Here is a 22299-nt window from a genome sequence, read left to right on the forward strand (position 1 = left end):
CCCCGCAACCAGCCGAGTTGCGGGGCTGTCGTCGTGTCCGTGGCCCAGACGGTGTTCGCTCCGCGTGAGCTCAACTAATCTGTGGTGCAGCCTCTTTGCCCCATTGCTCGAGTGCGACAATTGCGTCACGCAGGGCGAGACCTCTTTCGGTCAGCGCGTACGCGCGAGTGTTGTGCCGAAGGGGGAGACGGGTCAACATTCCTGCCGCTTCGAGTTCGCGCAGCCGGGTAGCGAGCATGTTCGTCGGTACTCCGAGGTCGCGCTGCAGATCGCCGTACCGTTGCGGTTCCTCGAGCAGTCGCTCGACAATGAGAAGTGCCCACCGGGCACCGACGATGTCGAGGGCGGCGGCGAGGTCGCTCATTCGGCCGTATCGGTGTCCGGCTTCATCCAGAACGGCGAGTAGTGGTAGCCGTCGAGGTCGTCGAACTGACGTTGATACATGAAGGCGTAGTCATCGATGTCGCCGATGCGTCCACCGGCAGCACCGGCCCGCTCGGTGAGCTCGTCGACCGCCTCGCGACTACCGAGGTCGAACGAGACCGTGACCTTCGACGGGGTGTCGGGTCCGCCGATCAGCTCCTCGGTGCCACCCACGCTCGCATACATCTCGCGGCTGCCGAGCATGACGTACTGCCCGGGTGTGATGGCGAAGCACGACACATTGTGGTCGGACATCTCTGGGTTGAGCGTCCAGCCGAGGGCTGTGTAGAAGGCGGTTGCGCGCTCGACGTTCTCGACGGGACAGGTGATGAACAGGCTCATGCGCTGATACTTGCAAAATGCAAGTGCGGCGTCAAGGGCTGAACTTGCTCTCCCCAGCTGTGCGTGTGCAGTGGCCTCCCCGACGGCGCCATCATGGCCTCGCCCAGTGCTTCGCTCTGCATGGGGTGAGCGCACACGATACTTCCGACCTCCGACGGAAGTGCTTCCCACGCGACCGCGAGTTTTCGCTTCGCCGATCACTTCCCCGCGACTTCGCCGACGGCATAGCCACCGTCCGCGGTGAGCGGATGGTCGTCTGTGCTTACGAATCGAGTACAGCATCGGCCGCGAGGGTGTCCCAGGATGACATGGACACCGAAACTGCGTTGGAAATTCGCGGACACTCTCGAACTCGATTCCGGTACGAATGTCGATGCTTCGCTTTCCGTTGGAGCGCTGTGGTTGCTGTCGAAAGACTGCTTCAGTCAGGAATTTTTTCGATGACGATTGCACTCCATGTGAACCCGGCACCCGCACTCAGGAAGAGATATAACCCATCCGCATCGTCGATGGTTCCATCGCCGATCGCGTCCGCCAGATTGCAAATGATGTCGCCGGCCCCTAGGTGCCCAGTCTGTGCGCCGTAATCCACCACGGGTGCACGAAACCACTGTTGTAAAAGCGGACGGTACGTCGATTCGAGGATGTCGCTGTTGAGTCTGGGTGTGAAGACAGCACGGATTCGACTGTTGTTGCCGTCGATTCCGATCTCCTGGAGAACGCGCTGCACCACTGTGTCGATGGCACGACATTCTCGGTCTGCGTAGGTACCCGGTTCAGCTGTGCGAAGGTGTCGCTTCTTGGCATCGCGCACATCGACTGTTCCGCGGTACCACCGTGCGGCCGGCGCAAACGGATCCGCGCCGCGGTTCATCACCTCCAGTTCGGGCGCGGCATCACTTGCCACTGCCCGGACGTAAAGTCCTCCAGTCGTTCGGACAGCACCGGGGCCGAGGAGTAGCGCCGTGCCTCCGTCTCCGTAGACGCTGCCGTAATCGCTGGCCTGCCGATCGAAACCGGGCGACTTGAACGAGTCGCCTGTGGTGATGAGACAGAGCCCGCCTCCGCCGGACCGGTGTTGTCTTCCGAATCGGTCGTGCGCGAGTCCGATTGCTGCAGCAGCACCATTGCACATTTGATTGATGCCGATGGGCATCGCAGACAGCGCCCCGACACAGTGGGCGACGTAGTGAGCTGGCGACCAGAAGTCGTGACCTTGGTAATGACTCCAGGCATGCAACACCAGGGAGATGTCTTCGGGGTCGACCCCTGCTGATTCGATGACGGCGGCTGCGGCTTGGGCGGCCAATTCTGGTCCGGACACCGTTGCAACAGAGGCTGTCCGGCTTGGCTCGATCACCATTCTTCCGTCCGGGATCACACAAGACGCTCCTAGGATCCTCGGATTCTGTTGCGATGTAGATGCTTTCGGCTGGACTTCTGTCAGGACCATCGCAAACCCCCGTTTACCTCGAGTACGTGACCGTTGATGTAGTTCCCGCGGTGGGATGCAAGGAATCGGACGCTGTCACCGATTTCGTGTCCCGCTCCCTTTCTGTTCGAGAGCAAGCGCGGGCTGACCTCGTCCCAGGCGATGTCGTTCGACGTCAAGCGCTGTCCCATCCCGGTATCGATGAATCCCGGGGCCACCGCATTGACGGTGATCCCGCGCTCCGCGGTCTCTTCGGCGCATACCTTCGTCAACATGTCGAGCGCAGCCTTGGAGACGCAGTACGCACTCGCGCCCACCGAGGGTCGGGTGGACAGAGCAGAGGAGACGATAATGATGCGTCCGGTGCCGTTCGGCAGATGCGGTAGGGCCGATTGAATGCAGTTGAATGTTCCGGTCACATTGGTGTCGATCACGGCTCGCCAATCGTCCGGATCTATTGTCTCGATGAGTCCGTCATTGGTGATGCCGGCATTGGCGACGACGATGTCCACCCGTCCGAACTCGGCTACGACTCCAGCGAACAAGTCGTCGATCGAGTGCCGGTCGAGGATGTCGACCGGCGCGTAGCGGGCCCGGGCGGGGCTCAGCTGTGCGATGGAAGTGAAGTGGTGCTCGCGGCGTGCGGCGCACGTGACATGTGCTCCGGCGATGAGTAGCGACTCGGCGATGCTCGCTCCCAAACCGCTAGTTCCCCCGGTGACCACTGCCACCTTGTCGCGCAGGTCCATGTGCCTTCCCGTCTGCTCGGTCTCGGAAATCAAATGATGCCGACCATCGGCGCGTTCTCCTGCACCCGATCCCAGGCTGCGGAATTCCGGCCGCCCGCCCGGAGAACGTTGGCCAGGCGTTCACGCATGATGATGTTGGTCCCATCCGAGTGCAGCCAGATGGAGGCGTCGCGCAGAAGCTTCTCGATTCCGTTCTCGCGCATCACGCCCGCACCGCCCCACAACTCCATCGCCTTGCGTGCGGACTCGAATACTCGCTCGGAGGCAACGAGCTTGGGCGTGATGGCGAGAATGGGGTCGAATGTCTCGGGCGATCGTGCCTGCCACGCCGCTCGCCAGATGTAGTTGCGGGTGAGGTCGACGTTGACGTACATGTCGGCGAGGTAAGACCCGACAGCTTGATGTTCGACAATGGGCTTGCCACCCTGCACTCGGTGTCGACACCAATCGAGTGTGCGGTCGAAACATTCACGGGCGATGCCGAGTGCACACGCAGCCGCGTACGAATTGCTGGCGCGCAGAAGCCGACCCACGCTCTGCAGGGCAAGGCCAGGCTCGCCAAGCGTCGCCCCGTCGGGAACGAACACACCCTCGTAGAAGATCTCGGAGTTGTTCGCGATTCTCTCCCCGCTCTTGTCGTGCACTTTCCCGATTCGCAGTCCCGGTGAGTCGGCGGGGACGACGAATGCTGTCACCGACTCCGTGATGGGCCCTTCGCGATCGGTTCGCGCGAAACACAGAATGGTGTCCGACCGGTTCGCATTGGAGATGTAGTGCTTGAACCCGTTGATGACATGCCCGCCGTCGACCTTCTGCGCGAAGGTCTGCATGCCCGCGCCCGGAGCTCGGTACGGCAGCAGATTGTCCGATGCAGCATTTGGTTCGGTGAACGACGCCGCGAACAATCCTCGGGGGTTGGCAGCGTTACGAGCCAGGTAGCGCGCGTGCTGGTCCGCTGTACCCAGTTCGTGCAACATCTGTCCGAACTTCCAGTGCTGCGCCAGCACGACGGCGCTGCCCAGGTCTGCCGCGGCAATCTCTTCGAGAATGACTGTATTGGTGACATAGTCAGTGGACGAGCCGCCGAACTCCGGTGGAAGGGGAGCCTGTCGAAGGCCACGGGCATCGGCTTCTTCGACGATTGCCCACGACCATGCGGCCTCCGGGTCGGGTTGTGCATCGAGTTCCGCCGCAACGGGTCTGATGACCTCGGTCGCGAAATCTCTTGCTACGTCACGCCAATGAATCATTTCGGGGGTGGGTGTGAAATCCATGATTTTCGACTTTCTATCCGATGTGGGTCGATGTGCGCTGGGGGGATGGCAGGGCACAGGACAGCAGCGCACCGATGAAGGCGAGCCCGGCTCCTGCCCACCACGCGGCTCGGAGACCGTCGAGGAGGTCGCCACCGGTGCCGCCCGATTGAAGAACGGTCGAGCTGGCGGCGGCGATGCTCAGGATGGCTGCGAGTCCGATGGCCCCGCCGAGACGGTATGTGGTCGAGATCAATCCGGATACGGTGCCCGATTCGGCACTCGACGTGCCTTGTGCGCCGGCGATGAACGAGGTCGCCTGCGCGATGCCCCACCCCAGCGACCACAGAATGGACGGTCCGAGGAACGCTGACGCGAAACTGTCGTCGGATCCGATCCGAGTGCCCCAGAGCAGGCCCACGGCGGAGAGCATCAAACCCGCACCGAGCGATTGCCGTAGGCCCACCTTTGCGATCAGCATCTGAACGCGGGTGGACGCGGCGAACAGGATGATGCTGATGGGGAGGAACGCAAAGCCTGCAGCTACAGGGTCGAATCCGTGCTCACGCTGCAGGTAGATCGTGTAGGTGAAGTAGGTGACCTGTCCCAGCGCGCCGGTGATCGCAACGATGACGATCCCTATCGAGACCGAGCGGTTGCGAAAGATGCCGAGGTCGACCAGCGGGGCCTCGGCCCGGCGCTGCCACAGCGTGAACAGAGCCACGACCATAGCTCCCGATCCGAGGAAGACGAGCGTGGAGAACGTTGTCCATCCACTGTCCCCGGCGATCGCCAACCCGTAGGCGATTGTCGACAGTCCCACGGCCGCAAGCATTGCACCGATAACGTCGGGCCGACCGACAGTACGAGAACGGCCAGCGGGCAGGAGGGCGGAGCCCACCAGAACGGCGATGCCAACAGGCACATTGACCAAGAAGTTCCACCGCCACGATGCGGACGTGAGGAGTCCACCCGCCACCATCCCGACGCCTCCTGCGAGTCCGGACATGGCTCCCCACAGTCCGAGCACCCTGTTGCGCTGCGAACCTTCGAACTCTGCCACCAGGATCGCCATGGCAACCGGAGACATCGCCGCGGCACCGACGCCTTGAACACCGCGAGCTGCGATCAATTCGATGGGGGTGGAGGCCAATCCGCATGCGAGCGAGGCGAGGGTGAACAACAGCGTGCCGGCGATGAACACCCGCCTGCGGCCGATGTAGTCGCCCACACGTGCGCCAAGTAGGAGCAGTCCGCCGAAGGGTAGGGCGTACGCGTTGACGACCCAGGGGAGGGCGGATCCGGAGAGTCCCAGGGAGTCCTGCATGGACGGTAGGGCGACGTTGACGATCGTGGCGTCCATCGAGACCATGAACTGAGATCCGACGAGTATCAACGTGGCGAGCGCAGTTGCCTGCTTCGATTTACCGAAACGCCGTGGACGGTGGATCTGGTCGGTCATTGTCGGAGCTCGCGGGAATCTCGCAGCGCGGCAATGGTGTCGGCCGCATCGCGCAGAGACGCTGCCTGCAGCAATAATTTCGCCGGAATATCGACGGTGAGGTCGGATTGCAGCCGTGTCTTCACCTCGAGCGACATGATCGAGTCGAGTCCGATGTCGCGTGCGCGCGAATCGGCCGACAGCTTTGCCTTGGGCTTGCGCAGTGTGCTCGCCACTGTGGTCATCAACAGGTCCAGTACGTCCACATCCGTGGCAGTCTCCGCACTGTTCTGTTGGGCAGCAGACGTTTTCGCCGCCGGCACAGACGAAGCAGCGGGAGCTGCCGGGGGCACAGGCGAGCGGGCAGGCTCGGCGGAACGAGGGGCGGCAAGCTGGGGTGCCGAGGGCGGCGAGGGGGCGGTGGCGGTACCTGCAGGGGTCGGCGCTGGGAGTCGCGTGTCGGCAGTGCCGACGGGGTTCACCTCGATACGCCCGGACAATCGAATGCGCAGTCCGGAGGTGGGCTCGACGATGTCGAGGTCGCCGGACAGTACGATCGACGACCCGGCGGAGGGAGCCGGTGCGATGGTCGCCTGCGGTGCGAGTGGGCCAGCGACCTCGGTGGCGACCTCGTTGGGACGCCACTGACTGTCGATCGGTGCGGATGTTCGGACGTTCACGCCGGTGAGTTCGGCCATCGCTTCATTCCTTTCGTCGAGTACGACGACGTCGGCTCGGGTGGTTCCGTCGACGCCGTTGTCGCGAAGGGTGATGTGACTGGTCATCGTGGTGGCCGATCCGAGGATGCGTATTCGATCGATGTGTTCGGCCACCATCCAGCCCGGTCGTTCGAGCAATGCGAGCAGCGGAGTCAGGCAAGCTTCGATCAACGCGGGGTGCAAAGGCGATCCGTCGTCCTCGAGAACATCAGGGCGAACGACGTTGGCAGACAAAGCACCACGTTCCCGGTGCACCGCCTGCACACCGCGTAGTCGAGGGCCCCAATCGAGGCCACCCGCCTTTGCTGCGGTGTAGAAGTCGGATCCGAGCACCGTCGATCCGTGCACGGGTGTCACCGTCACCGGAGCTGAGTCCACCGAGTCGTCGATGGTGCACTCGAAGTATCGAACTCCGCGGTCGTCGATCAGTTCGCATCGAACTTCGTTCTCGGACTGCATGTGTGCATCGATGAACAATGCAGAATCGGCGGTGAAGAGCGGCTCGAAGAAGTGCGAATCTCGGATCGTCACGTGATCCGTGCCCAGAATCGACACCGCCACTCGTCGAGCATGTTCGATCATGGTGGCACCGGAGATCATGGGCGATCCCAGTAGCACGTGTTCGTCCAGATACGGCGACTGTGCTGCATTTAGGATGATTGGGTGGGTCTGCTTCGGGGTGTCTGCCGTTGGTATCGAGTTCGTGTCGAACGCATCGTCGAGCCAGAAGCGTTCTCGTTGCCATGCGTAGCGGGGCATGGGCACGCATCGTCCGTTTTCGTACAGAGCGGCGAAGTCGATGTCGATGCCGGCCGCATACAGTGCGGCCACATTCTGCAGGATTTCGGCACGTTCCGGTTGGTTGCGGGTGGTAGTGGATACCGTCACGCTGTCGGTGGCCGAGTCGTTATCACGAATTGCGCTGCTCAGCAGCGGATGCGGTGAAATTTCGACAAAGACGGTGGGTCGGTCGGCGGCGATGTTGGAAATAGCCTCCTCGAATCGAACTCGGTTGCGCAGGTTCGAAGCCCAGTAGTCCGCATCAAGTTCAGCGCCGTCGATTCGTGCGGCCACGACCGTGGAGAAGAAGTCGATCTCGGTGGTGCGTGGCGAGAGATCGGCGAGATCGGCAGCAAGCGGCCGCGTCAGTGGGTCCATCTGCGGACTGTGGCTGGCCACAGTCCACGGCAACACGTCGGACGAAGTAACCGGCGGCGTCGAGGTTCTTTTCGGCGTCGTCAATGTGCGTAGTTGGGCCCGAGATCACCGTCGAGGTCGAGCTGTTGACGACCGCGACCACGACGTCGGTGTTGTTGTCCGTGATCCACTGTTCCATGACGGTGGCCGGAGCACCGACCACGAGCATTGCTCCTTCACCGGACACCGTGCTCATCGCGGACGATCGAAGACACATGATACGTGCGCCGTCAGCGACGCTCAGAGCGCCCGAAATACATGCTGCCGCAACTTCTCCCATACTGTGGCCGACGACGATGCTTGGATCGACCCCGAAACGCTGCCAGGTTCGCGCAAGCGCCACCTGCATTGCCCACAGGCTCGGTTGCACGACGTCGATACGGTCCCACTGCTGCGTATCGTCGGTCAACGCGTCGATCAAGGACCACCCGGCGGCGTCGAAGATCGCTTGCTCGCATTCGAGTACGGCAGATCGGAACGCAGGCGAGGTCGCCAGGAGATCTCTCCCCATACCGAACCATTGAGATCCCTGCCCGGGGAAGACGAAGACAACTCGACGCGGAATGCGTGGGAGCCGTTCCGGTGGATCGTGCAGGATTGCGCGCAACGCCTCGCTGATCTCGCCGTGGGTCTCGCCCACTACCGCGGCGCGCGCAACGTGATGTGTGCGGCGCATGGCCGCCGTGTGGCAGATATCTGCCAGGGCGACATCGGCACCCGAGCCACCCGCACCGAAGTAGGCGAGGTGGAAGCGAATGGTGTCGCGCAGTGCTTCTTCGGTGCCGGCGGACAGGGTCAGCAAGTGGGCGTTGCCGGACTCGATGCGTGAAGCGTCGGTGCGAGGCGTCGGGTTCGGTGCCGGTGCCGGTGCTGGGGCGAGGACGACGTGGACGTTGGTGCCCGAGACGCCAAATGCGTTGACGCCGACGACCTCGTGGTCGCCGAGTGGCGTGGCTTCCGTTGGAATTCGTATCGACATTGCGTCCCAATCGATCTCGGGATTGGGCTGGACGAAATTGAGGTTGGCGGGGATGACTCGGTGCTTGCTCGCCAGCACCGCTTTGATCGTTCCCAGGATTCCAGCGGCTGCTTCGGCGTGTCCGATGTTCGTCTTGACGGATCCGACGTAGAGCGGGTTCGACTTCGACCTGTCGCGGCCCAGCACGTCGTGGAGGGCACCGAGTTCGACCGGGTCCCCGGCTTGGGTCCCAGTTCCGTGGGCCTCGACGAAGGCGACGGTGCGTGGGTCGATCCGGGCATCGGCGTAGGCACGTTCGAGCATCAGTCGTTGGCCCGAGCGAGCCGGTGCCATGAACAGGTCACTGCCCGATCCGTCGTTGCTGCTTCCACTGCCTGCGATCACGGCATGGATCGGGTCGCCGTCTGCGAGAGCGTCGGCAAGAGGCCGCAGAAGCAGGACACCGATCCCTTCGCTTCGGACAAATCCGTCAGCGTCGGCGTCACCGAACTTGCAGCGGTTGTCGGGGGAGAGCATGCCCGCGTCGGAGAACGCCCGGCTCTCCCATGGCCCGAGTATCAGGTGCACACCGGCCGCGATCGCGGCGGTACACTCGCCGTCCCTGAGGCTGCGACTGGCCAGGTGGACCGCGCTGAGCGACGAAGCGCATGCCGAATCTATGGACAGTGCAGGGCCATTGAGGTCGAAGACGTACGACACGCGACCTGCCATGGACGAACGTGCGCCGCCGCCCATAACGCCGTACACGTTGGGATCGGAGCGGTGTCGGCGCTCCCAGTAGTTCGAGGTGTCGGTACCGACGAATACCCCGGTATTGGTTCCCTGCCACTTCTGTCGTGGGTGGCCCGCGTCCTCGAACGCCTCCCACACACATTCGAGAAGAAGACGTTGCTGCGGGTCCATCGACTCGGCTTCCCGGGGTGAAATGGAAAAGAACTCAGCGTCGAAACCAGCAACATTGTCGACGAATCCACCGCGACGCATCCGCGGGTCGTCGGTCTCATCGACCCGAAACCTGTTGGCAGGAACGTCGCAGATCGCGTCGACGCCTTCCACCAGAAGGTTCCAGTACTCGTCCACTCCGTGAACTCCGGGTGCCCTGCACGCCATACCTACGATGGCTATGCCGCCCTCGACATTGCTGTCGCTATCTGTCGGTCGTTTCCGCATCGCGCACCGTTCCTGTTCGTCAGTACCGAGTGGTGCAGGTCAGTGGGAGATCGTGAGTACAGCTTTTCCGCCGGGCAATTCGCGTCGTTTCATCAGTTCGATGACATGAATGAGTTCCGACCAGTCGACGCAGTACCCGGGTGTCGGATCGAGGCGGCCGTCGGCGGCCAAGCCCACGAGCAATTCGAGGTCCTCGCGTTCGGGGTACGCGACTGCATACGACATGTAGTTGGTGATCGTTGCGCCCTCGTGACCCATGAACGAGAACACATCGAGCTCGGCCTTGCTACCAGAACTGTTGCCGATCATTACCAGCGTGCCACGGGGTGCCAGCACGGACAGTGCCGCTTCGAGTACTGCGCCGCCAACTGATTCGATAATCAGATCGAAGGGACCTGATGCATCCGACGGTGTAGTAGTGACCTCGGTTGCTCCGAGTTCGATCAGTTCGCTGGCTTCGTTCTCGCCGGCTGTCGTGGTCGCTGTGACCGACGCACCTGCGGCACTTGCCAATTGGATCTGAAATCGACCCACGCCGCCGTTGGCGCCGGTGATCAGGACCTTGCGTCCCAGGAGGTCGCCACCCATACGCACAGTGCGTAGCGCGGTCAGCCCCGCCATTGGTAGAGCGGCAGCGATGTTGGTGCCCAACGTATCCGGGAGGACTGCCATTCGGTCGGTGCGCACGGCTGCGAGTTCGGACCATCCGGCTCCGTCGACCATTCCGACAATGGGTGTGCCTGCTTTGGGTCCGCTCCCGTCTGCGGCCGCATCGATCACGACGCCACTGATGTCCTGGCCGGGTCGCCAGCCGTGGCCCCTCGCGGCCATGAGGGAGAGTTCCCCGCGGTTGACAGAGAACGAATGGATCTGCACGAGAGCCTCATCGGCGGCCGGCTTCGGATCTTCGGCTTCGAGGCGTTGGATGGGAGTATCAGAGTCAGGGGTGTTGATCGTCGTGTACATCGGCGTATCCGATCTCGTCGTGTGGTCACACCGCGAGGGTGTGAATCTGTACGACGACGAGTCAACGCCGATCCGTCGGTGTGAACCAGAATCAATTCGTGCACTCAGCGTTCACGAAAAACAATCGGAGGTCAGATGCGGGCGCACGCTTCGGCCAGGGCGTCGACGAGTGTGGTCCGTTCTCGTACCGCCAACCACATCTGCACGGCCATGCCAGGATCGGTCACGGGCCGGAAGGTGACGCGTTCGGTCGACAGCGCTTGTGCTGAGCCCTCGTACATCGCTGTCCACGATGGTGGTCCCGAGCCGAGTTCGAGCACTGTCGCTTGTAGATCTCGGAATGGAACTCCCGTGGCCGGCTCGAACCCGGCGTCCGCACAAGCACGGAGCACGGTGGCGGCGAAGGCGGGGTTCTGCTCGGACGGAATCAGACGCAGCGGAAGGTCCGCCAGATCAGATAGCGTGAGATCGGGTTTGGAAGCCAGTGGGTGGCGCGTGGGAATCGCAACGACGATCCGGTCGAACCACGCCGGAGTCATCTCCAGATCGTGATCGTTCCTGGGCAGGCGAACAAGTGCGGCGTCGAGTGCTCCCGAACGAACAGCGTCGAGTTGCTCCCACACCTGCCCGATTTCCAGTGTGACGAGCAGATCGGGAAACTGAGTTCCAAGGTGGTCCAGCACCAGATCGACGCGAGTGCCCGAGCCTCCAGCTATCCCCAGTCGCAGGTGTGGTGGCCCGTCCGGCTCATCGGAGCGAGATTGCACAGTCGCCGCGGCGTGTGCCACCGCGTCGAGCACTGCATGAGCCTCCGGGACCAGCCTGCACCCGGCGGGGGTGAGTGTCACCTGACGTTTGGACCGGTCGAACAACGGCTGACCCAGCTCGTGTTCGAGTCTTCGAATCTGTTGACTGACCACGGCCTGGACCACGTGCAATCGTTCCGCCGAACGGGCGAAATGCAGTTCCTCGGCGACCACTAGAAAGTATCTGAGCTGCTTGATCTCCATGTCGAAATCGCCCCCTGCTCGGACCCCGCGTTCATAGAACCTACCGATCAGTATCCATTGTGTCCTGCTCGTCCGCCGGATGGAAAGACATCGACCACCAATGCTCAGCTATGCGCGTGCAACGGCCTACCCGAGAGCGCCATCATTGCCTCACCGAATGCTTCGTTCTGAGTGGGGTGGGCGTGCACGAAGCTACCGACCTCCGATGGCAGTGCTTCCCATGCCACCGCGAGTTGCGCCTCGCCGATCAGCTCGCCCACGCGGTCACCGACGAGGTGAACCCCGACGACGGGGCCGTCCTCACGTGCGCGAATAACCTTGACTCCGCCCGCGGTGGCGAGGATGCGGCTCTTGCCGTTGCCGCCGAGGTCGTAGACTACCGAGGTCACGGTGCCGTACTTCTGCTCCGCGGCCTTCTCGGTGAGTCCGACCGATGCGACCTCCGGATGCGAATAGGTCACGCGCGGAACGAGATCACCGTCGATGCGTGCCGGTGCGAGGCCGGCGATGTGCTCGGCGACGAACATGCCGTGCTGAAAACCGCGATGAGCCAACTGATACCCCGCCACGATGTCGCCGACGGCATAGACGCCGTCCGCGGTGGTGAGCAGATCGTCGTCGACAGTGACGAAGCCCCGTTCGGTGACAATGCCCTGCTCGGCCAGACCAAGGCCATCGGTACGGGGTCCACGACCGACGGACACGAGCACAAGATCTGCGGCGAGGGTGTCTCCGGAGGACAGTGCCACTGCGACGTCGTCGGAAGATTCGGTCACGGTCTCGACCTTGGTGCCGGTACGAATGTCGATGCCGCGTTTGCGCAATGCCTTGGTCAGCTGCTTCGAGGACCATTCGTCCTCACCCGGAACGATGCGATCGAGGGCCTCGACGACGGTGACCTTGGCACCGAAAGAGGCCCAGATACTGGCGAATTCGATACCGATGACACCGCCGCCGAGCACGACGACAGGCTCGGGGATACGGTCGAGCGACAGTGCGCTGTCACTGGTGAGCACACGTGGGCCCAGTTCCATACCGGGGATGGTGCGCGAATACGACCCGGTGGCGAGAACCAGTGAAGCCCCGGTGATGCGTCGCCCATCGACTTCGACGGTGCGAGGACCGACCACCTGACCACGGCCCGAGACGATCTCGATTCCCGGACGTTTCAACAAGCCTTGCAGTCCGGAATACAAGCCTGCGACCACACTGCGCTGATAGCCCAGTGCCGCAGGCATATCCACGCCAGCAAACGATGCGGTGACGCCGACATGCGCCGAACCGCGCACCGCGTCGGCGACCTCGGCGGTGTGCAGCAGCGCCTTGGTGGGGATGCATCCGCGATGCAGGCAGGTGCCGCCGAGCTTGTCCTCCTCGACCAATGCGACCGTCAGGCCGAGTTGCTCGGCGCGCAGGGCGCAGGAGTACCCACCTGATCCGCCACCGAGGATGAGAACGTCGACGTCACTCATCGGACGGATCCCAATGCCACGACGGGGTTCTCGACGAAATCAGCCACGGTGCGCAAGAAACCGCCGGCCACTCCGCCGTCGCACACGCGGTGATCGAACGCCAATGACAGCTGCGCAACCTTGCGGACGGCCAATTGGCCGTCGACCACCCACGGGCGGTCGATGATGCGTCCGATGCCCAGGATCGCGGCTTCGGGATGGTTGATGATCGCGGCCGAGCCGTCGACCCCGAAAACTCCGTAGTTGTTGAGGGTGAACGTTCCGCCGCTCAGTCGAGCTGCGGGGAGGGAGCCGGTTCGCGCGAGTTCGGTCAGCTCGGCCAGCCGCTCGGAGAGTTCCTTCAGGTCGGCCTTGTCTGCCTGCGGCACAACGGGAACCATGAGTCCACGATCGGTCTGCGCGGCAATGCCGAGTCCGACGTTCTCGTACCGCAGGATCTCGCCCGCCGCAGTATCGACCGTGCTGTTGAGCTCGGGGAACTTGGACAGCGCGATCATCGTCAGCTTTGCCAGCACCGCTAGCAGCGTCACCTTCACGCCGTCGACGGAGGCGTCGAGGTCACGTCGGGCTTGCAGCACAGCCGTCGCGTCGACGTCGACCCAGACGGTCGCCTCGGGAATCTCCGTACGACTGCGAGAGAGTTTGTCGGCGATGGTCTTACGAATCCCGGTGATGGGAATTCGCGTGACGCCCTCCGGCGAGGAAGCATCGGCCGAACCGGCCAAGGCGCGTTCCACGTCCGCGCGGGTGATCACGCCGTGGCCGCCGGCTGTCTCGATAGACGCCAGATCCAACCCACCCTGCAGTGCCATGCTCCGAACAATGGGGGAGAGCACCTTCGGTGCATGTGAGTGGAAATTCGTAGCCTGGGTCGAGTTTCCACTCACATGCGAAGCTCTTTTTCGGCGGCCGGTGGGGCCGTGTCCCGTGCCATAGCCGATCAGCACATTTCCTGAGCCGGCGCGTTCTTCTTCGCGGTATCGCTCGTGGGCTGCAGGCGTATCGGCGACGGCACCGCCGGTGATGCTGATCAGGGGAGCGCCGACGGCGAGTGAGGTGCCCTCGGCCGCATGCAGCTCGCCGACAACACCCTCGAATGGGCAGGGCACCTCGACGGAGGCTTTCGCGGTTTCCACTTCGACGACGACCTGATCGATGGTGACGGTGTCGCCGGGCTTGACCTTCCACTCGACGATCTCGGCCTCGGTCAGTCCTTCACCGAGATCGGGGAGCAGGAAGACCTGCATGCTCATACCGTGACCGCCTTGCTGAGGTCGGGCGCGTCGTTCCACTGCAGTCGGTCGATGGCATCGAGCACACGGTCGGCGGACGGTAGGTGGAAGTGTTCGAGTTTCGGTGCCGGGTAGGGAATGTCGAGTCCGGTCACCCGCAGCACCGGCGCGTGCAGGTGGTGGAAGCAGCGCTCGGAGACGCGCGAGGCGATCTCCGCCGCGACGCCGGAGAAGCCCTGCGCTTCCTGAATCACGATGCAGCGTCCGGTCTTCCGTACCGAGGCTGCGACGCTTTCGTCGTCGAACGGATTGATCGACCGCAGATCGATCACCTCGACGCTCCGGCCGTCCTCGGACGCGAACTCTGCTGCCTGCATGGCAACCGAGACGGTGGGGCCGTACGCGAGCAGAGTGACGTCGGTACCGGCACGACGCACGACGGCGGTGCCGATCGGCTCGGTCTTCGCCAGCTCGATGTCGTCCTTGGAGAAGTACAGCCGCTTCGGTTCGAGGAAGATCACCGGATCGGGATCTGCGATGGCGTCACGCATCAGCGAGTACGCGTCGGCGACGGTGGACGGGGAGACGACTTTCAGGCCCGGGGTGTGCGCGTAGTAGGCCTCGGACGAGTCGCAGTGATGTTCGACGCCGCCGATGCCGCCCGCGAATGGAATGCGGATGACCATCGGCGCGGTGAGTGATCCGCGAGTTCTGTTGCGCAGCTTTGCAACATGGGACACGATCTGCTCGAAAGCCGGGTAGGCAAAGGCGTCGAACTGCATCTCGACGACGGGCTTGTAGCCCGACATCGCCATGCCGATCGCGAATCCGACGATGCCGGACTCCGCGAGCGGGGTGTCGAAGCAACGATCGTCACCGAAGTCTCGGGTCAGTCCGTCGGTGACGCGAAAGACTCCGCCGAGCGTGCCGACATCCTCGCCGAAGACAACGACCTTCTCGTCCTCGGTCAACGCGTCGCGCAGGGCGGCGTTGAGGGCTCCGGCCATGGTCATCGTGGTCATGACAGTTCTCCTGCTGCGATCTCGGCGGCGACCTGATTTCGCTGTTCGATCAGGCCGGGGGTGGGGGAGGAGTAGACGAACCGGAACAGATCCTCGGGGTCGACGTCCTGCTCGACGTTCATGCCCGCGCGAAGTGCCGCGGCATCGGCGTCGGCGGATACCGTCATCTGTTCGCGCAGCTCGTCGGTGAGCAGACCCTGGGCTTCGAGGTAGGAATCGAGGCGCGAGAGCGGATCTCGGGCCAACCACCCTTGCACCTCGTCTGCCTTGCGGTAGCGAGTGGCGTCGTCGGCGTTCGTGTGTGCGTCCATGCGGTAGGTGTGCGCCTCGACGACCACCGGTCCCTTGCCTGCTCGGACGTACTTCACGGCCTCGTCCATCACGGCCATCATCGCGATCGGGTCGTTGCCGTCGACCTGCTCGCTGCCGATGCCGTAGCCGACGCCCTTGTGCGACAACGACGGAGCTGCAGTCTGACGCGCGAGGGGAACGCTGATGGCGAATCCGTTGTTCTGCACCAAGAAAATCACCGGTGCGCGGAACACCGCGGCGAAGTTGAGGGCCTCGTGGAAGTCGCCTTCACTGGTCGCGCCGTCACCGCAGAACGCGAGAGCGATGGTGTCTCGCCCCTGCTTGGCCTCGGCGTAGGCGAAACCGGTGGCGTGCAGCAATTGTGTTGCCAGAGGTGTGCATTGGGGGGCGACCTTGTAGGCGGTCGGGTCGTAGCCGCAGTGCCAGTAGCCGGCGAGCATGCCGAGCAGCTCCACCTGGTCGACGCCTCGCGCCGCGAGAGCCATCGAGTCTCGGTACGTCGGAAACATCCAGTCCTGCTCACCCAGGCAGAGTGCCGCGGCGATCTGGCAGGCCTCCTGGCCGCGGGAGGACGGGTAGACCGCAAGCCGACCCTGTTTTGTCAATGCTGTTGCCTGCTGGTCGAATCGGCGGCCGTGCACCATCGAGCGGTACATCTCGAGCAGGCGGTCGTTCGACGGGTGTGCGTAGCGGGCGGCGCTGTCGACGCCCGTCCCATCGGGTGCGAGGTACTGCACGGGACGGTCGGCAGGCATGAACTGTTGGTAGGACGTTGCCGGAACCTTCTCGACGGTCGTCATGGGGCATTCTCCTGAGATCGGCTTGTACGGTGATTCTGGCCGAATCGGTGAGGAAGAAGTCCTATGGTCGTAGGATTGCAGACATATTGCCGACATTTCAGGTACGAACTGACTATCTGTCGGATCGGCGTAGCGAACCACCAGGTAGGAGCGGACGAATGGACGGCGTCTCGAGACGTGTGGAATTGGACGACACGGATCGTCGCATCCTCGCCGAGCTGACTGCCGACGGCCGCGTGTCCATGCGGGTGCTGGCCGATCGTTTGAATCTCTCTCGTGCACATACCTATACGCGCGTCGACCGGTTGAAGGATGCGGGTGTCATCGAACGGTTCACCGTGCAGGTCGACCACGCAGCATCCGGACTCGGGACATCGGCGTTCATTGCGCTGTCCATCCGTCAGGATTCGTGGCGGACCGTGTCCGAGGGGTTGCGGTCCATGGAATTCGTCGACCACTTCAGTTTGCTCGGAGGGGATTTCGACGTGCTGGTACTCATCAGGACTCCCGACAACGAGAGTCTGCGGCAAGTCGTGCTGGAGGGCCTGCAATCGCTCGACGGCGTCCGGGCGACGCGCACGTGGTTGATCTTCGACGAGGACCGAGGTGGTCTGGGACGAACTGCGCCGCCCACCGAACGCTGACAGTGGGCGGCGTCGTTCGGGGTACGGGTCAGAAGTTGCCGCGAGCGTCCTGCTCACGTTCGATGGCCTCGAACAGTGCCTTGAAGTTGCCGATGCCGAAGCCGAGCGAGCCGTGGCGTTCGATCATCTCGAAGAACACCGTCGGGCGATCGACCAGCGGCTTGGTGAAGATCTGCAGTAGGTACCCGTCCTCGTCTCGGTCGACGAGAATTCCGCGCTTCTGCAACTCTTCGATCGGCACTCGGACCTTACCGATACGGGCTCGCAGTGCGGGATCCTCGTAGTACGAATCAGGAGTGGCGAGAAATTCGACGCCCGCCGCGCGGAGCGCATCGACCGAAGACAGGATGTCGTTGGTCGCCAGCGCCAGATGCTGTGCGCCCGGGCCGCGGTAGAAATCCAGGTACTCGTCGATCTGTGAGCGCTTCTTCGCGATGGCCGGCTCGTTCAGCGGGAACTTCACTCGGTGGTTGCCGTTGGAGACGACCTTGCTCATCAAGGCCGAGTAATCGGTGGCGATGTCGGCCCCGACGAACTCGGCCATGTTCGTGAAGCCCATGACGCGGTGGTAGAAGTCGACCCATTCATCCATCTTGCCGAGCTCGACATTGCCGACCACGTGATCGAGAGCCTGGAAGATGCGCTTGGGAGCGCCTTCCGGTCGCTGCAACGTCGACGTCCGCGGTACATAACCGGGTAGGTAGGTGCCGGTATAGCGGGAGCGGTCGACCAACGTGTGTCGGGTGTCGCCGTAGGTCGCGATGGCCGCGGTGCGGACCGTGCCGTGCTCGTCGGACATGTCGGTCGGCTCTTGTAGTACGCGCGCGCCCTGGGCTCGCGCATGCTCGATGCATCGGTCGACATCGGGTACGGCCAGCGCGATGTCGATGACGCCGTCGCCGTGGCGCGTGTGGTGTGCCACCAGTTCGCTGTCGGGGTCGACGGCTCCCTTGATGACGAAACGCACTGCGCCGGACTTGAGCACGTACGCGTGGTGGTCGCGTTGGCCGGTCGTCGGGCCCGAGTAGGCAACGAGCTCCATGCCGAACGCGGACTGGAAGAAGTGTGCGGTCTGCGTCGCATTCCCGACCACCCACACGATCGCGTCCCAGCCACTGACCGGGAAGGGGTCGCGCTTGTCGTCGTACTCCACGAGTCCGACTAGCTGCCGCAGCTGATCGGCGTCGAGATCGGCGAGCTTCTCGTCGTCGTTGAGGATGTTGTCGAGGCTCATGAAAGCTCCTGGTTGGTCCGAGTGAGGCACACTGTTCCGCCCAGCCCAACATCGCGGTGCAGGGGAGTCAATCGACGCCTGAATAGCTGTTCGTGCTGTGCAGATAGGGCAGCTTCTTCCGCAGTTTGCTATACGATTCGCATAGCAAAGTGGAGGTGCGTCATGGAATCGACGTTGGACGAATTGGACCGCGCGATGCTCGCTGCGCTGCATGACAATTCGCGGATCGGCGTGCTCGAGCTGTCGCGAACGCTCGGTGTTGCACGTGCGACTGTGTCGGCCCGCCTGCAGCGATTGGAGGACAGCGGTGTCATCACCGGCTATCAGCCTCGAATCGGTTTGGCAGCAGCCGGTTACGGCGTGCAGGCGTTCGTCACATTGGAGATTGCCCAGGGTGCGCTCGGTGACGTCGTCGCCGTCCTGGAGCAGATACCCGGAGTGTTGGAGGCATTCGCGACAACCGGTGTCGGCGATGTGTTGTGCCGGGTCGCCGCGGCGTCTCATGACGATCTGCAGCGGACGTTGATCGCGCTCAATCAATCTCGCACGATCGCGCGGTCGACCAGTGTTGTCGTACTCTCGCAATTGGTCGAGTTCCGGGCACTGCCGTTGCTCAACAGCGCCGAGTCCGATCGAACCCCCAGAGCCCCCGCATACCGACGGACGCGCGAGTGATGGGCCTCAGGCCGGAACGATCCGGCCATGGACGTCGCCGAACCCGATGCGCGATCCGTTCGGTCCCGGGGCGCTGGCGGCGATGACGACCTCGTCGCCGTCTTCGAGGAACGTCCGGGTCTCCGCGCCGAGTGACATCGGTTCCGTTCCGCCCCAGGTGAGTTCGATGAATGCGCCGCGCTGATTCTTCTCGGGTCCCGAGATGGTGCCCGACGCGAACAGGTCACCGGTTCGGGATGTCGCGCCGTTGCTGGTCTCGTGAGCCAGCATCTGGGCCGGCGACCAATACATCGAACTGTACGGCGGACGGGAGACGACGTGGCCGTTCCACGTGACGGACAGATCGATATCGATTGCCCAGGAACGGGATTCGCGGAGGTGTTCGAGCGGCGCGGGCTCCTGCGCCGGTGTCGACACCCGCGCCTGATCCAACGCGAGCAAGGGGACCACCCAGGGCGAGATGGACGTCGCGAAACTCTTGCCGAGGTTCGGCCCCAGCGGCACGTACTCCCAGGCTTGGATGTCGCGAGCAGACCAGTCGTTGACGATGACGGCACCGAACACGTGCTCGGAGAACTGATCCGGCGAGATGGGGCCATCCGCCGGAACGCCGACGACGAAGCCCATCTCTGCCTCGATGTCCAGTCGACGAGATGGGCCGAACGTGGGTGACGCCTCGTCGGGTGCCTTGCGTTGACCGTTCGGACGCTTGACATCTGTACCGGACACGACAACCGTCCCTGCCCGGCCGTGATACGCCACGGGCAGGTGCTTCCAATTCGGTAGCAGCGGTTCGGCATCGGGACGAAAGAGTCGGCCGAGATTGGACGCGTGGTGCTCGGACGCGTAGAAGTCCACGTAGTCCGCAACTTCGAACGGCAGATGCATCGTGACATCGGAAACCGAGACGATCGCTTCCGTGGGGGTCGTGCCACTGACGATCATGGCGGTGACGGACTCGCGAACCTCGACCCACCGACTGCGGCCGCGCGCCATGAAAGCATTGAGGCTGGGCGAGGCGAGATCCGAATCGTTCAGAGCGACAAACAGATCGATTACATTGTCGCCGTAGCGGACTCCGACCCGAGCGTCCGAACCAGGAGTACTGAAAATGCCGTAAGGAAGGTTGTCGATTCCGAACTCGGAGTCGGCGGGGATGTCGATGTGCGTCATGAACGGCGCGCTCCTTGGTTCACTGAGGTGGGACGAGTCCGAGGCGGACCAGGTCGTCCAGCGGTTCGCGGATGCTGCAGGTGCCGAACGAGGCGAAGGCGCGTTGACCCTCGATCCCGGCGACGAGACCGGCGAGGACGTCGGCGTCCCGGATCGCCAGGATCTTCTCGAGCTCGCCGACGCGTGCGCCGCTGTGTGCGGCCTGCGCCGCGAGGATCACGTTGAGGAAACCGTGTTGTTCGAAACCGTTGTGGGGATCGGTGTTACGGGCGGCGTGGTGCAGACCCGCGGTGGCTTTGAAGTGGACCTCGCGCTGTGCCGCCTCGTAGATGGACCCGGCAAGCTCTCGCTCGTCCGGGTACTCGTCGGCCGTGACGCCGCCGGTCCTGAATTTGGCGCGATACCCGAACTCGTCGACTGCGTCGAAGATGTCGTCTCGTCGGGAGTCTCGGGGGATTTCGACATAGATGTCGATGTCCTGAGTGATGTTGCGCAAGGCGTCGATGTTCGTGCCGTCGGGTACGGCCACTTCGACGGCAACGACCGTCACGCCGGCGGTCCGGTCGGCGGCGCGTAGGCCTGCCTCCACGCTGCCCGGACCGGCAGGTGCGGTCAACGCGACCTCCATCCGGGCGCCCAGGACGAGTTCGTGCACCCGGTCCATCGGAACGACCAACGGGCCGACGAGGTCTGCGAAAGAACTCGCCCGGTACTCGAGATGTTGTGCTGCAGCAACATCGAGTGGTGCATTGCCGGGAGGGAAGGCAGCGGCGTCGTCGCACAGGCGGTGGAAGAACTTCGGGATCATCGGTTCGGCCCCCGGCCTGCCCACGTCCACGCATACCCGGTGTCCTCGCACGCGAGCGCTCCTTCACCGAGTTCGAGGGGGCGGAAAGTATCGACCATGACGGCCAGTTCGTCGAAGAACTCGGCGCCGATACTGCGTTCGTATGCACCGGGTTGCGGACCGTGAGCATGACCGCCCGGATGCACCGAGATCGATCCCTGGCCGATTCCGGAACCCTTGCGGGCCTCGTAGTCGCCGCCGACGTAGAACATGATCTCGTCGGAGTCGACGTTGGAGTGGTAGTACGGCACCGGAATTGCGAGCGGGTGGTAGTCGACCTTGCGCGGAACGAAATTACAGATCACGAAGTTGGCCCCCTCGAATGCCTGATGCGCAGGCGGCGGTTGATGCACACGGCCGGTGATCGGTTCGTAGTCGGAGATGTTGAACGTGTACGGATACAGGCAGCCGTCCCACCCCACCACGTCGAACGGGTGTTGCGGGTAGACGTAGCGGGTTCCGACGATGCCCGTCGAACCACGGTGCTTGACAAGTACTTCGATGTCTTCGCCGTCGGCGAGTAGAGGCTCGGTGGGGCCGTGCAGATCGCGTTCGCAGTAGGGAGCGTTCTCGAGCAACTGGCCGTACTTCGACAGGAACCGCTTCGGTGGAGCGATGTGACTGTTGGCCTCGATGGCGTAGGCGCGCAGGGGGCCGTCGGGAATCCAACGGTGCGTCGTCGCACGCGGAATGAGCACGTAGTCACCCTGCTGCGCCTGGAGAGTACCGAACACCGTTTCGACGGTGGCAGAACCGGATTCGACGTAGACCATCTCGTCACCGATCGAATTGCGATACAGCGGTGAAGTTTTCGATGCGACGACGTAGGACAGTCTGACGTCGGCGTTGCCCAGAACGAGGCGTCGTCCGGTGACCACGTCGGTGTCCGCCATCGTGGATTCGGGAAACAGCTCGTGCAACTTCAGGTGCCGCGGCACGAGCGGATGGTTGGGCGTCGTCGATTGATCGGGCAGGTCCCACACCGTGGCATCGACGATGGCCGACGGTATGTGGCGGTGGTACAGCAGAGACGAGTCCGAGGAGAAGCCCTCTTCGCCCATCAGCTCCTCGTAATAGAGGTTGCCGTCGGGAGTTCGGTGCTGGGTGTGCCGCTTCGGCGGAACCGATCCGAGCTGCCGGTAGTAGGCCACGTGCTCTCTCCTGAGTTCTGTCACCGCTTGTAGTAAAGACATTAACTACTTTCACG

At 63.3% G+C, this 22299-nt stretch carries 20 protein-coding genes and 1 pseudogene; 2 read left to right on the top strand and 19 right to left on the bottom strand.

What is annotated here, in order from left to right; translation table 11 throughout:
- Positions 1–70 precede the first annotated feature (70 nt).
- From CH285_RS11565 to pdhA, 15 genes and pseudogenes are all read right to left on the bottom strand, one after another.
- Entirely contained in the window at positions 71–364 is a 294-nt protein-coding gene (locus CH285_RS11565) for a winged helix-turn-helix transcriptional regulator (protein ID WP_094644186.1), read from the bottom strand.
- Complete coding sequence (locus CH285_RS11570) at positions 361–765, bottom strand: VOC family protein (RefSeq protein ID WP_032373306.1); 405 nt, start codon at positions 763–765, stop codon at positions 361–363. The genes CH285_RS11565 and CH285_RS11570 overlap by 4 nt, the downstream gene beginning before the upstream one ends.
- Positions 766–821: 56 nt before the next feature.
- Positions 822–972: pseudogene (locus tag CH285_RS28690) on the bottom strand (dihydrolipoyl dehydrogenase); the annotation flags it as partial.
- Positions 973–1186: 214 nt separating this feature from the next.
- Positions 1187–2218: a ketoacyl-ACP synthase III family protein gene (locus tag CH285_RS11575; RefSeq protein ID WP_080729035.1), complete on the bottom strand. Its 1032-nt coding sequence runs from the start codon at positions 2216–2218 to the stop codon at positions 1187–1189.
- The gene (locus tag CH285_RS11580; RefSeq protein WP_032368676.1) at positions 2209–2946 is read right to left on the bottom strand and encodes an SDR family NAD(P)-dependent oxidoreductase; all 738 of its coding nucleotides are present in this window, start codon (positions 2944–2946) and stop codon (positions 2209–2211) included. Before CH285_RS11580 ends, CH285_RS11575 begins: the two co-directional genes overlap by 10 nt.
- A gap of 29 nt (positions 2947–2975) precedes the next feature.
- A complete protein-coding gene (locus CH285_RS11585; protein ID WP_032368675.1) occupies positions 2976–4220 on the bottom strand; it encodes an acyl-CoA dehydrogenase family protein in 1245 nt (414 codons plus the stop codon).
- A gap of 13 nt (positions 4221–4233) precedes the next feature.
- The gene (locus tag CH285_RS11590; protein WP_094644187.1) at positions 4234–5661 is read right to left on the bottom strand and encodes an MFS transporter; all 1428 of its coding nucleotides are present in this window, start codon (positions 5659–5661) and stop codon (positions 4234–4236) included.
- A complete protein-coding gene (locus tag CH285_RS11595; protein ID WP_094644188.1) occupies positions 5658–7517 on the bottom strand; it encodes an acyltransferase domain-containing protein in 1860 nt (619 codons plus the stop codon). The genes CH285_RS11590 and CH285_RS11595 overlap by 4 nt, the downstream gene beginning before the upstream one ends.
- On the bottom strand, positions 7408–9705 hold the full coding sequence (locus CH285_RS11600) for a type I polyketide synthase (protein WP_094644189.1): 2298 nt from the start codon (positions 9703–9705) through the stop codon (positions 7408–7410). Before CH285_RS11600 ends, CH285_RS11595 begins: the two co-directional genes overlap by 110 nt.
- A gap of 39 nt (positions 9706–9744) precedes the next feature.
- Positions 9745–10671 carry a zinc-binding dehydrogenase gene (locus CH285_RS11605; protein WP_027494642.1) on the bottom strand — a complete coding sequence of 309 codons (927 nt, stop codon included), beginning with the start codon at positions 10669–10671 and terminating at the stop codon, positions 9745–9747.
- A gap of 131 nt (positions 10672–10802) precedes the next feature.
- Complete coding sequence (locus CH285_RS11610) at positions 10803–11681, bottom strand: LysR family transcriptional regulator (protein ID WP_027494641.1); 879 nt, start codon at positions 11679–11681, stop codon at positions 10803–10805.
- A 104-nt stretch (positions 11682–11785) separates the two neighbouring features.
- Complete coding sequence (lpdA, locus tag CH285_RS11615) at positions 11786–13153, bottom strand: dihydrolipoyl dehydrogenase (RefSeq protein ID WP_027494640.1); 1368 nt, start codon at positions 13151–13153, stop codon at positions 11786–11788.
- Entirely contained in the window at positions 13150–14406 is a 1257-nt protein-coding gene (locus CH285_RS11620; RefSeq protein WP_027494639.1) for a dihydrolipoamide acetyltransferase family protein, read from the bottom strand. Before CH285_RS11620 ends, lpdA begins: the two co-directional genes overlap by 4 nt.
- Entirely contained in the window at positions 14403–15407 is a 1005-nt protein-coding gene (locus tag CH285_RS11625; protein ID WP_027494638.1) for an alpha-ketoacid dehydrogenase subunit beta, read from the bottom strand. The genes CH285_RS11620 and CH285_RS11625 overlap by 4 nt, the downstream gene beginning before the upstream one ends.
- Positions 15404–16519, bottom strand: a complete 1116-nt coding sequence (gene pdhA / locus CH285_RS11630) for a pyruvate dehydrogenase (acetyl-transferring) E1 component subunit alpha (RefSeq protein ID WP_094644190.1) — start codon at positions 16517–16519, stop codon at positions 15404–15406. The genes CH285_RS11625 and pdhA overlap by 4 nt, the downstream gene beginning before the upstream one ends.
- 158 nt (positions 16520–16677) lie before the next feature.
- Between pdhA and CH285_RS11635 the strand changes: the two genes are divergently transcribed.
- Positions 16678–17163, top strand: a complete 486-nt coding sequence (locus tag CH285_RS11635) for an Lrp/AsnC family transcriptional regulator (RefSeq protein ID WP_094644191.1) — start codon at positions 16678–16680, stop codon at positions 17161–17163.
- 28 nt (positions 17164–17191) lie between these two features.
- On the opposite strand, the gene hppD is transcribed toward CH285_RS11635, so the two are convergent.
- Positions 17192–18397 carry a 4-hydroxyphenylpyruvate dioxygenase gene (gene hppD / locus CH285_RS11640; RefSeq protein WP_027494635.1) on the bottom strand — a complete coding sequence of 402 codons (1206 nt, stop codon included), beginning with the start codon at positions 18395–18397 and terminating at the stop codon, positions 17192–17194.
- Positions 18398–18559: 162 nt separating this feature from the next.
- Here hppD and CH285_RS11645 point away from each other — a divergent pair, with 162 nt between their 5' ends.
- Complete coding sequence (locus CH285_RS11645; protein WP_057472508.1) at positions 18560–19072, top strand: Lrp/AsnC family transcriptional regulator; 513 nt, start codon at positions 18560–18562, stop codon at positions 19070–19072.
- A gap of 6 nt (positions 19073–19078) precedes the next feature.
- On the opposite strand, the gene fahA is transcribed toward CH285_RS11645, so the two are convergent.
- The 3 genes from fahA to CH285_RS11660 are packed head-to-tail and all read right to left on the bottom strand — an operon-like array spanning position 19079 to position 22243.
- On the bottom strand, positions 19079–20245 hold the full coding sequence (fahA, locus tag CH285_RS11650) for a fumarylacetoacetase (RefSeq protein WP_094644192.1): 1167 nt from the start codon (positions 20243–20245) through the stop codon (positions 19079–19081).
- A gap of 19 nt (positions 20246–20264) precedes the next feature.
- On the bottom strand, positions 20265–21053 hold the full coding sequence (locus CH285_RS11655) for a hypothetical protein (protein WP_032373331.1): 789 nt from the start codon (positions 21051–21053) through the stop codon (positions 20265–20267).
- Positions 21050–22243: a homogentisate 1,2-dioxygenase gene (locus CH285_RS11660; protein WP_094644193.1), complete on the bottom strand. Its 1194-nt coding sequence runs from the start codon at positions 22241–22243 to the stop codon at positions 21050–21052. Before CH285_RS11660 ends, CH285_RS11655 begins: the two co-directional genes overlap by 4 nt.
- Positions 22244–22299 lie beyond the last annotated feature (56 nt).

Source organism: Rhodococcus sp. 05-2256-B1 (genome assembly GCF_002258465.1).
GTDB lineage: Bacteria > Actinomycetota > Actinomycetes > Mycobacteriales > Mycobacteriaceae > Rhodococcoides > Rhodococcoides fascians.

Coding starts and splice junctions, on each gene's coding strand:
- hppD (WP_027494635.1), bottom strand. CDS start 18,397: ATGAGCCTCGACAACATCCTCAACGACGACGAGAAGCTCGCCGATCTC.
- CH285_RS11610 (WP_027494641.1), bottom strand. CDS start 11,681: ATGGAGATCAAGCAGCTCAGATACTTTCTAGTGGTCGCCGAGGAACTG.
- lpdA (WP_027494640.1), bottom strand. CDS start 13,153: ATGAGTGACGTCGACGTTCTCATCCTCGGTGGCGGATCAGGTGGGTAC.
- CH285_RS11595 (WP_094644188.1), bottom strand. CDS start 7,517: ATGGACCCACTGACGCGGCCGCTTGCTGCCGATCTCGCCGATCTCTCG.
- CH285_RS11625 (WP_027494638.1), bottom strand. CDS start 15,407: ATGACCACGATGACCATGGCCGGAGCCCTCAACGCCGCCCTGCGCGAC.
- CH285_RS11620 (WP_027494639.1), bottom strand. CDS start 14,406: ATGAGCATGCAGGTCTTCCTGCTCCCCGATCTCGGTGAAGGACTGACC.
- fahA (WP_094644192.1), bottom strand. CDS start 20,245: ATGACGCACATCGACATCCCCGCCGACTCCGAGTTCGGAATCGACAAC.
- CH285_RS11575 (WP_080729035.1), bottom strand. CDS start 2,218: ATGGTCCTGACAGAAGTCCAGCCGAAAGCATCTACATCGCAACAGAAT.
- CH285_RS11570 (WP_032373306.1), bottom strand. CDS start 765: ATGAGCCTGTTCATCACCTGTCCCGTCGAGAACGTCGAGCGCGCAACC.
- CH285_RS11645 (WP_057472508.1), top strand. CDS start 18,560: ATGGAATCGACGTTGGACGAATTGGACCGCGCGATGCTCGCTGCGCTG.
- pdhA (WP_094644190.1), bottom strand. CDS start 16,519: ATGACGACCGTCGAGAAGGTTCCGGCAACGTCCTACCAACAGTTCATG.
- CH285_RS11635 (WP_094644191.1), top strand. CDS start 16,678: ATGGACGGCGTCTCGAGACGTGTGGAATTGGACGACACGGATCGTCGC.
- CH285_RS11580 (WP_032368676.1), bottom strand. CDS start 2,946: ATGGACCTGCGCGACAAGGTGGCAGTGGTCACCGGGGGAACTAGCGGT.
- CH285_RS11565 (WP_094644186.1), bottom strand. CDS start 364: ATGAGCGACCTCGCCGCCGCCCTCGACATCGTCGGTGCCCGGTGGGCA.
- CH285_RS11585 (WP_032368675.1), bottom strand. CDS start 4,220: ATGGATTTCACACCCACCCCCGAAATGATTCATTGGCGTGACGTAGCA.
- CH285_RS11590 (WP_094644187.1), bottom strand. CDS start 5,661: ATGACCGACCAGATCCACCGTCCACGGCGTTTCGGTAAATCGAAGCAG.
- CH285_RS11600 (WP_094644189.1), bottom strand. CDS start 9,705: ATGCGGAAACGACCGACAGATAGCGACAGCAATGTCGAGGGCGGCATA.
- CH285_RS11655 (WP_032373331.1), bottom strand. CDS start 21,053: ATGATCCCGAAGTTCTTCCACCGCCTGTGCGACGACGCCGCTGCCTTC.
- CH285_RS11605 (WP_027494642.1), bottom strand. CDS start 10,671: ATGTACACGACGATCAACACCCCTGACTCTGATACTCCCATCCAACGC.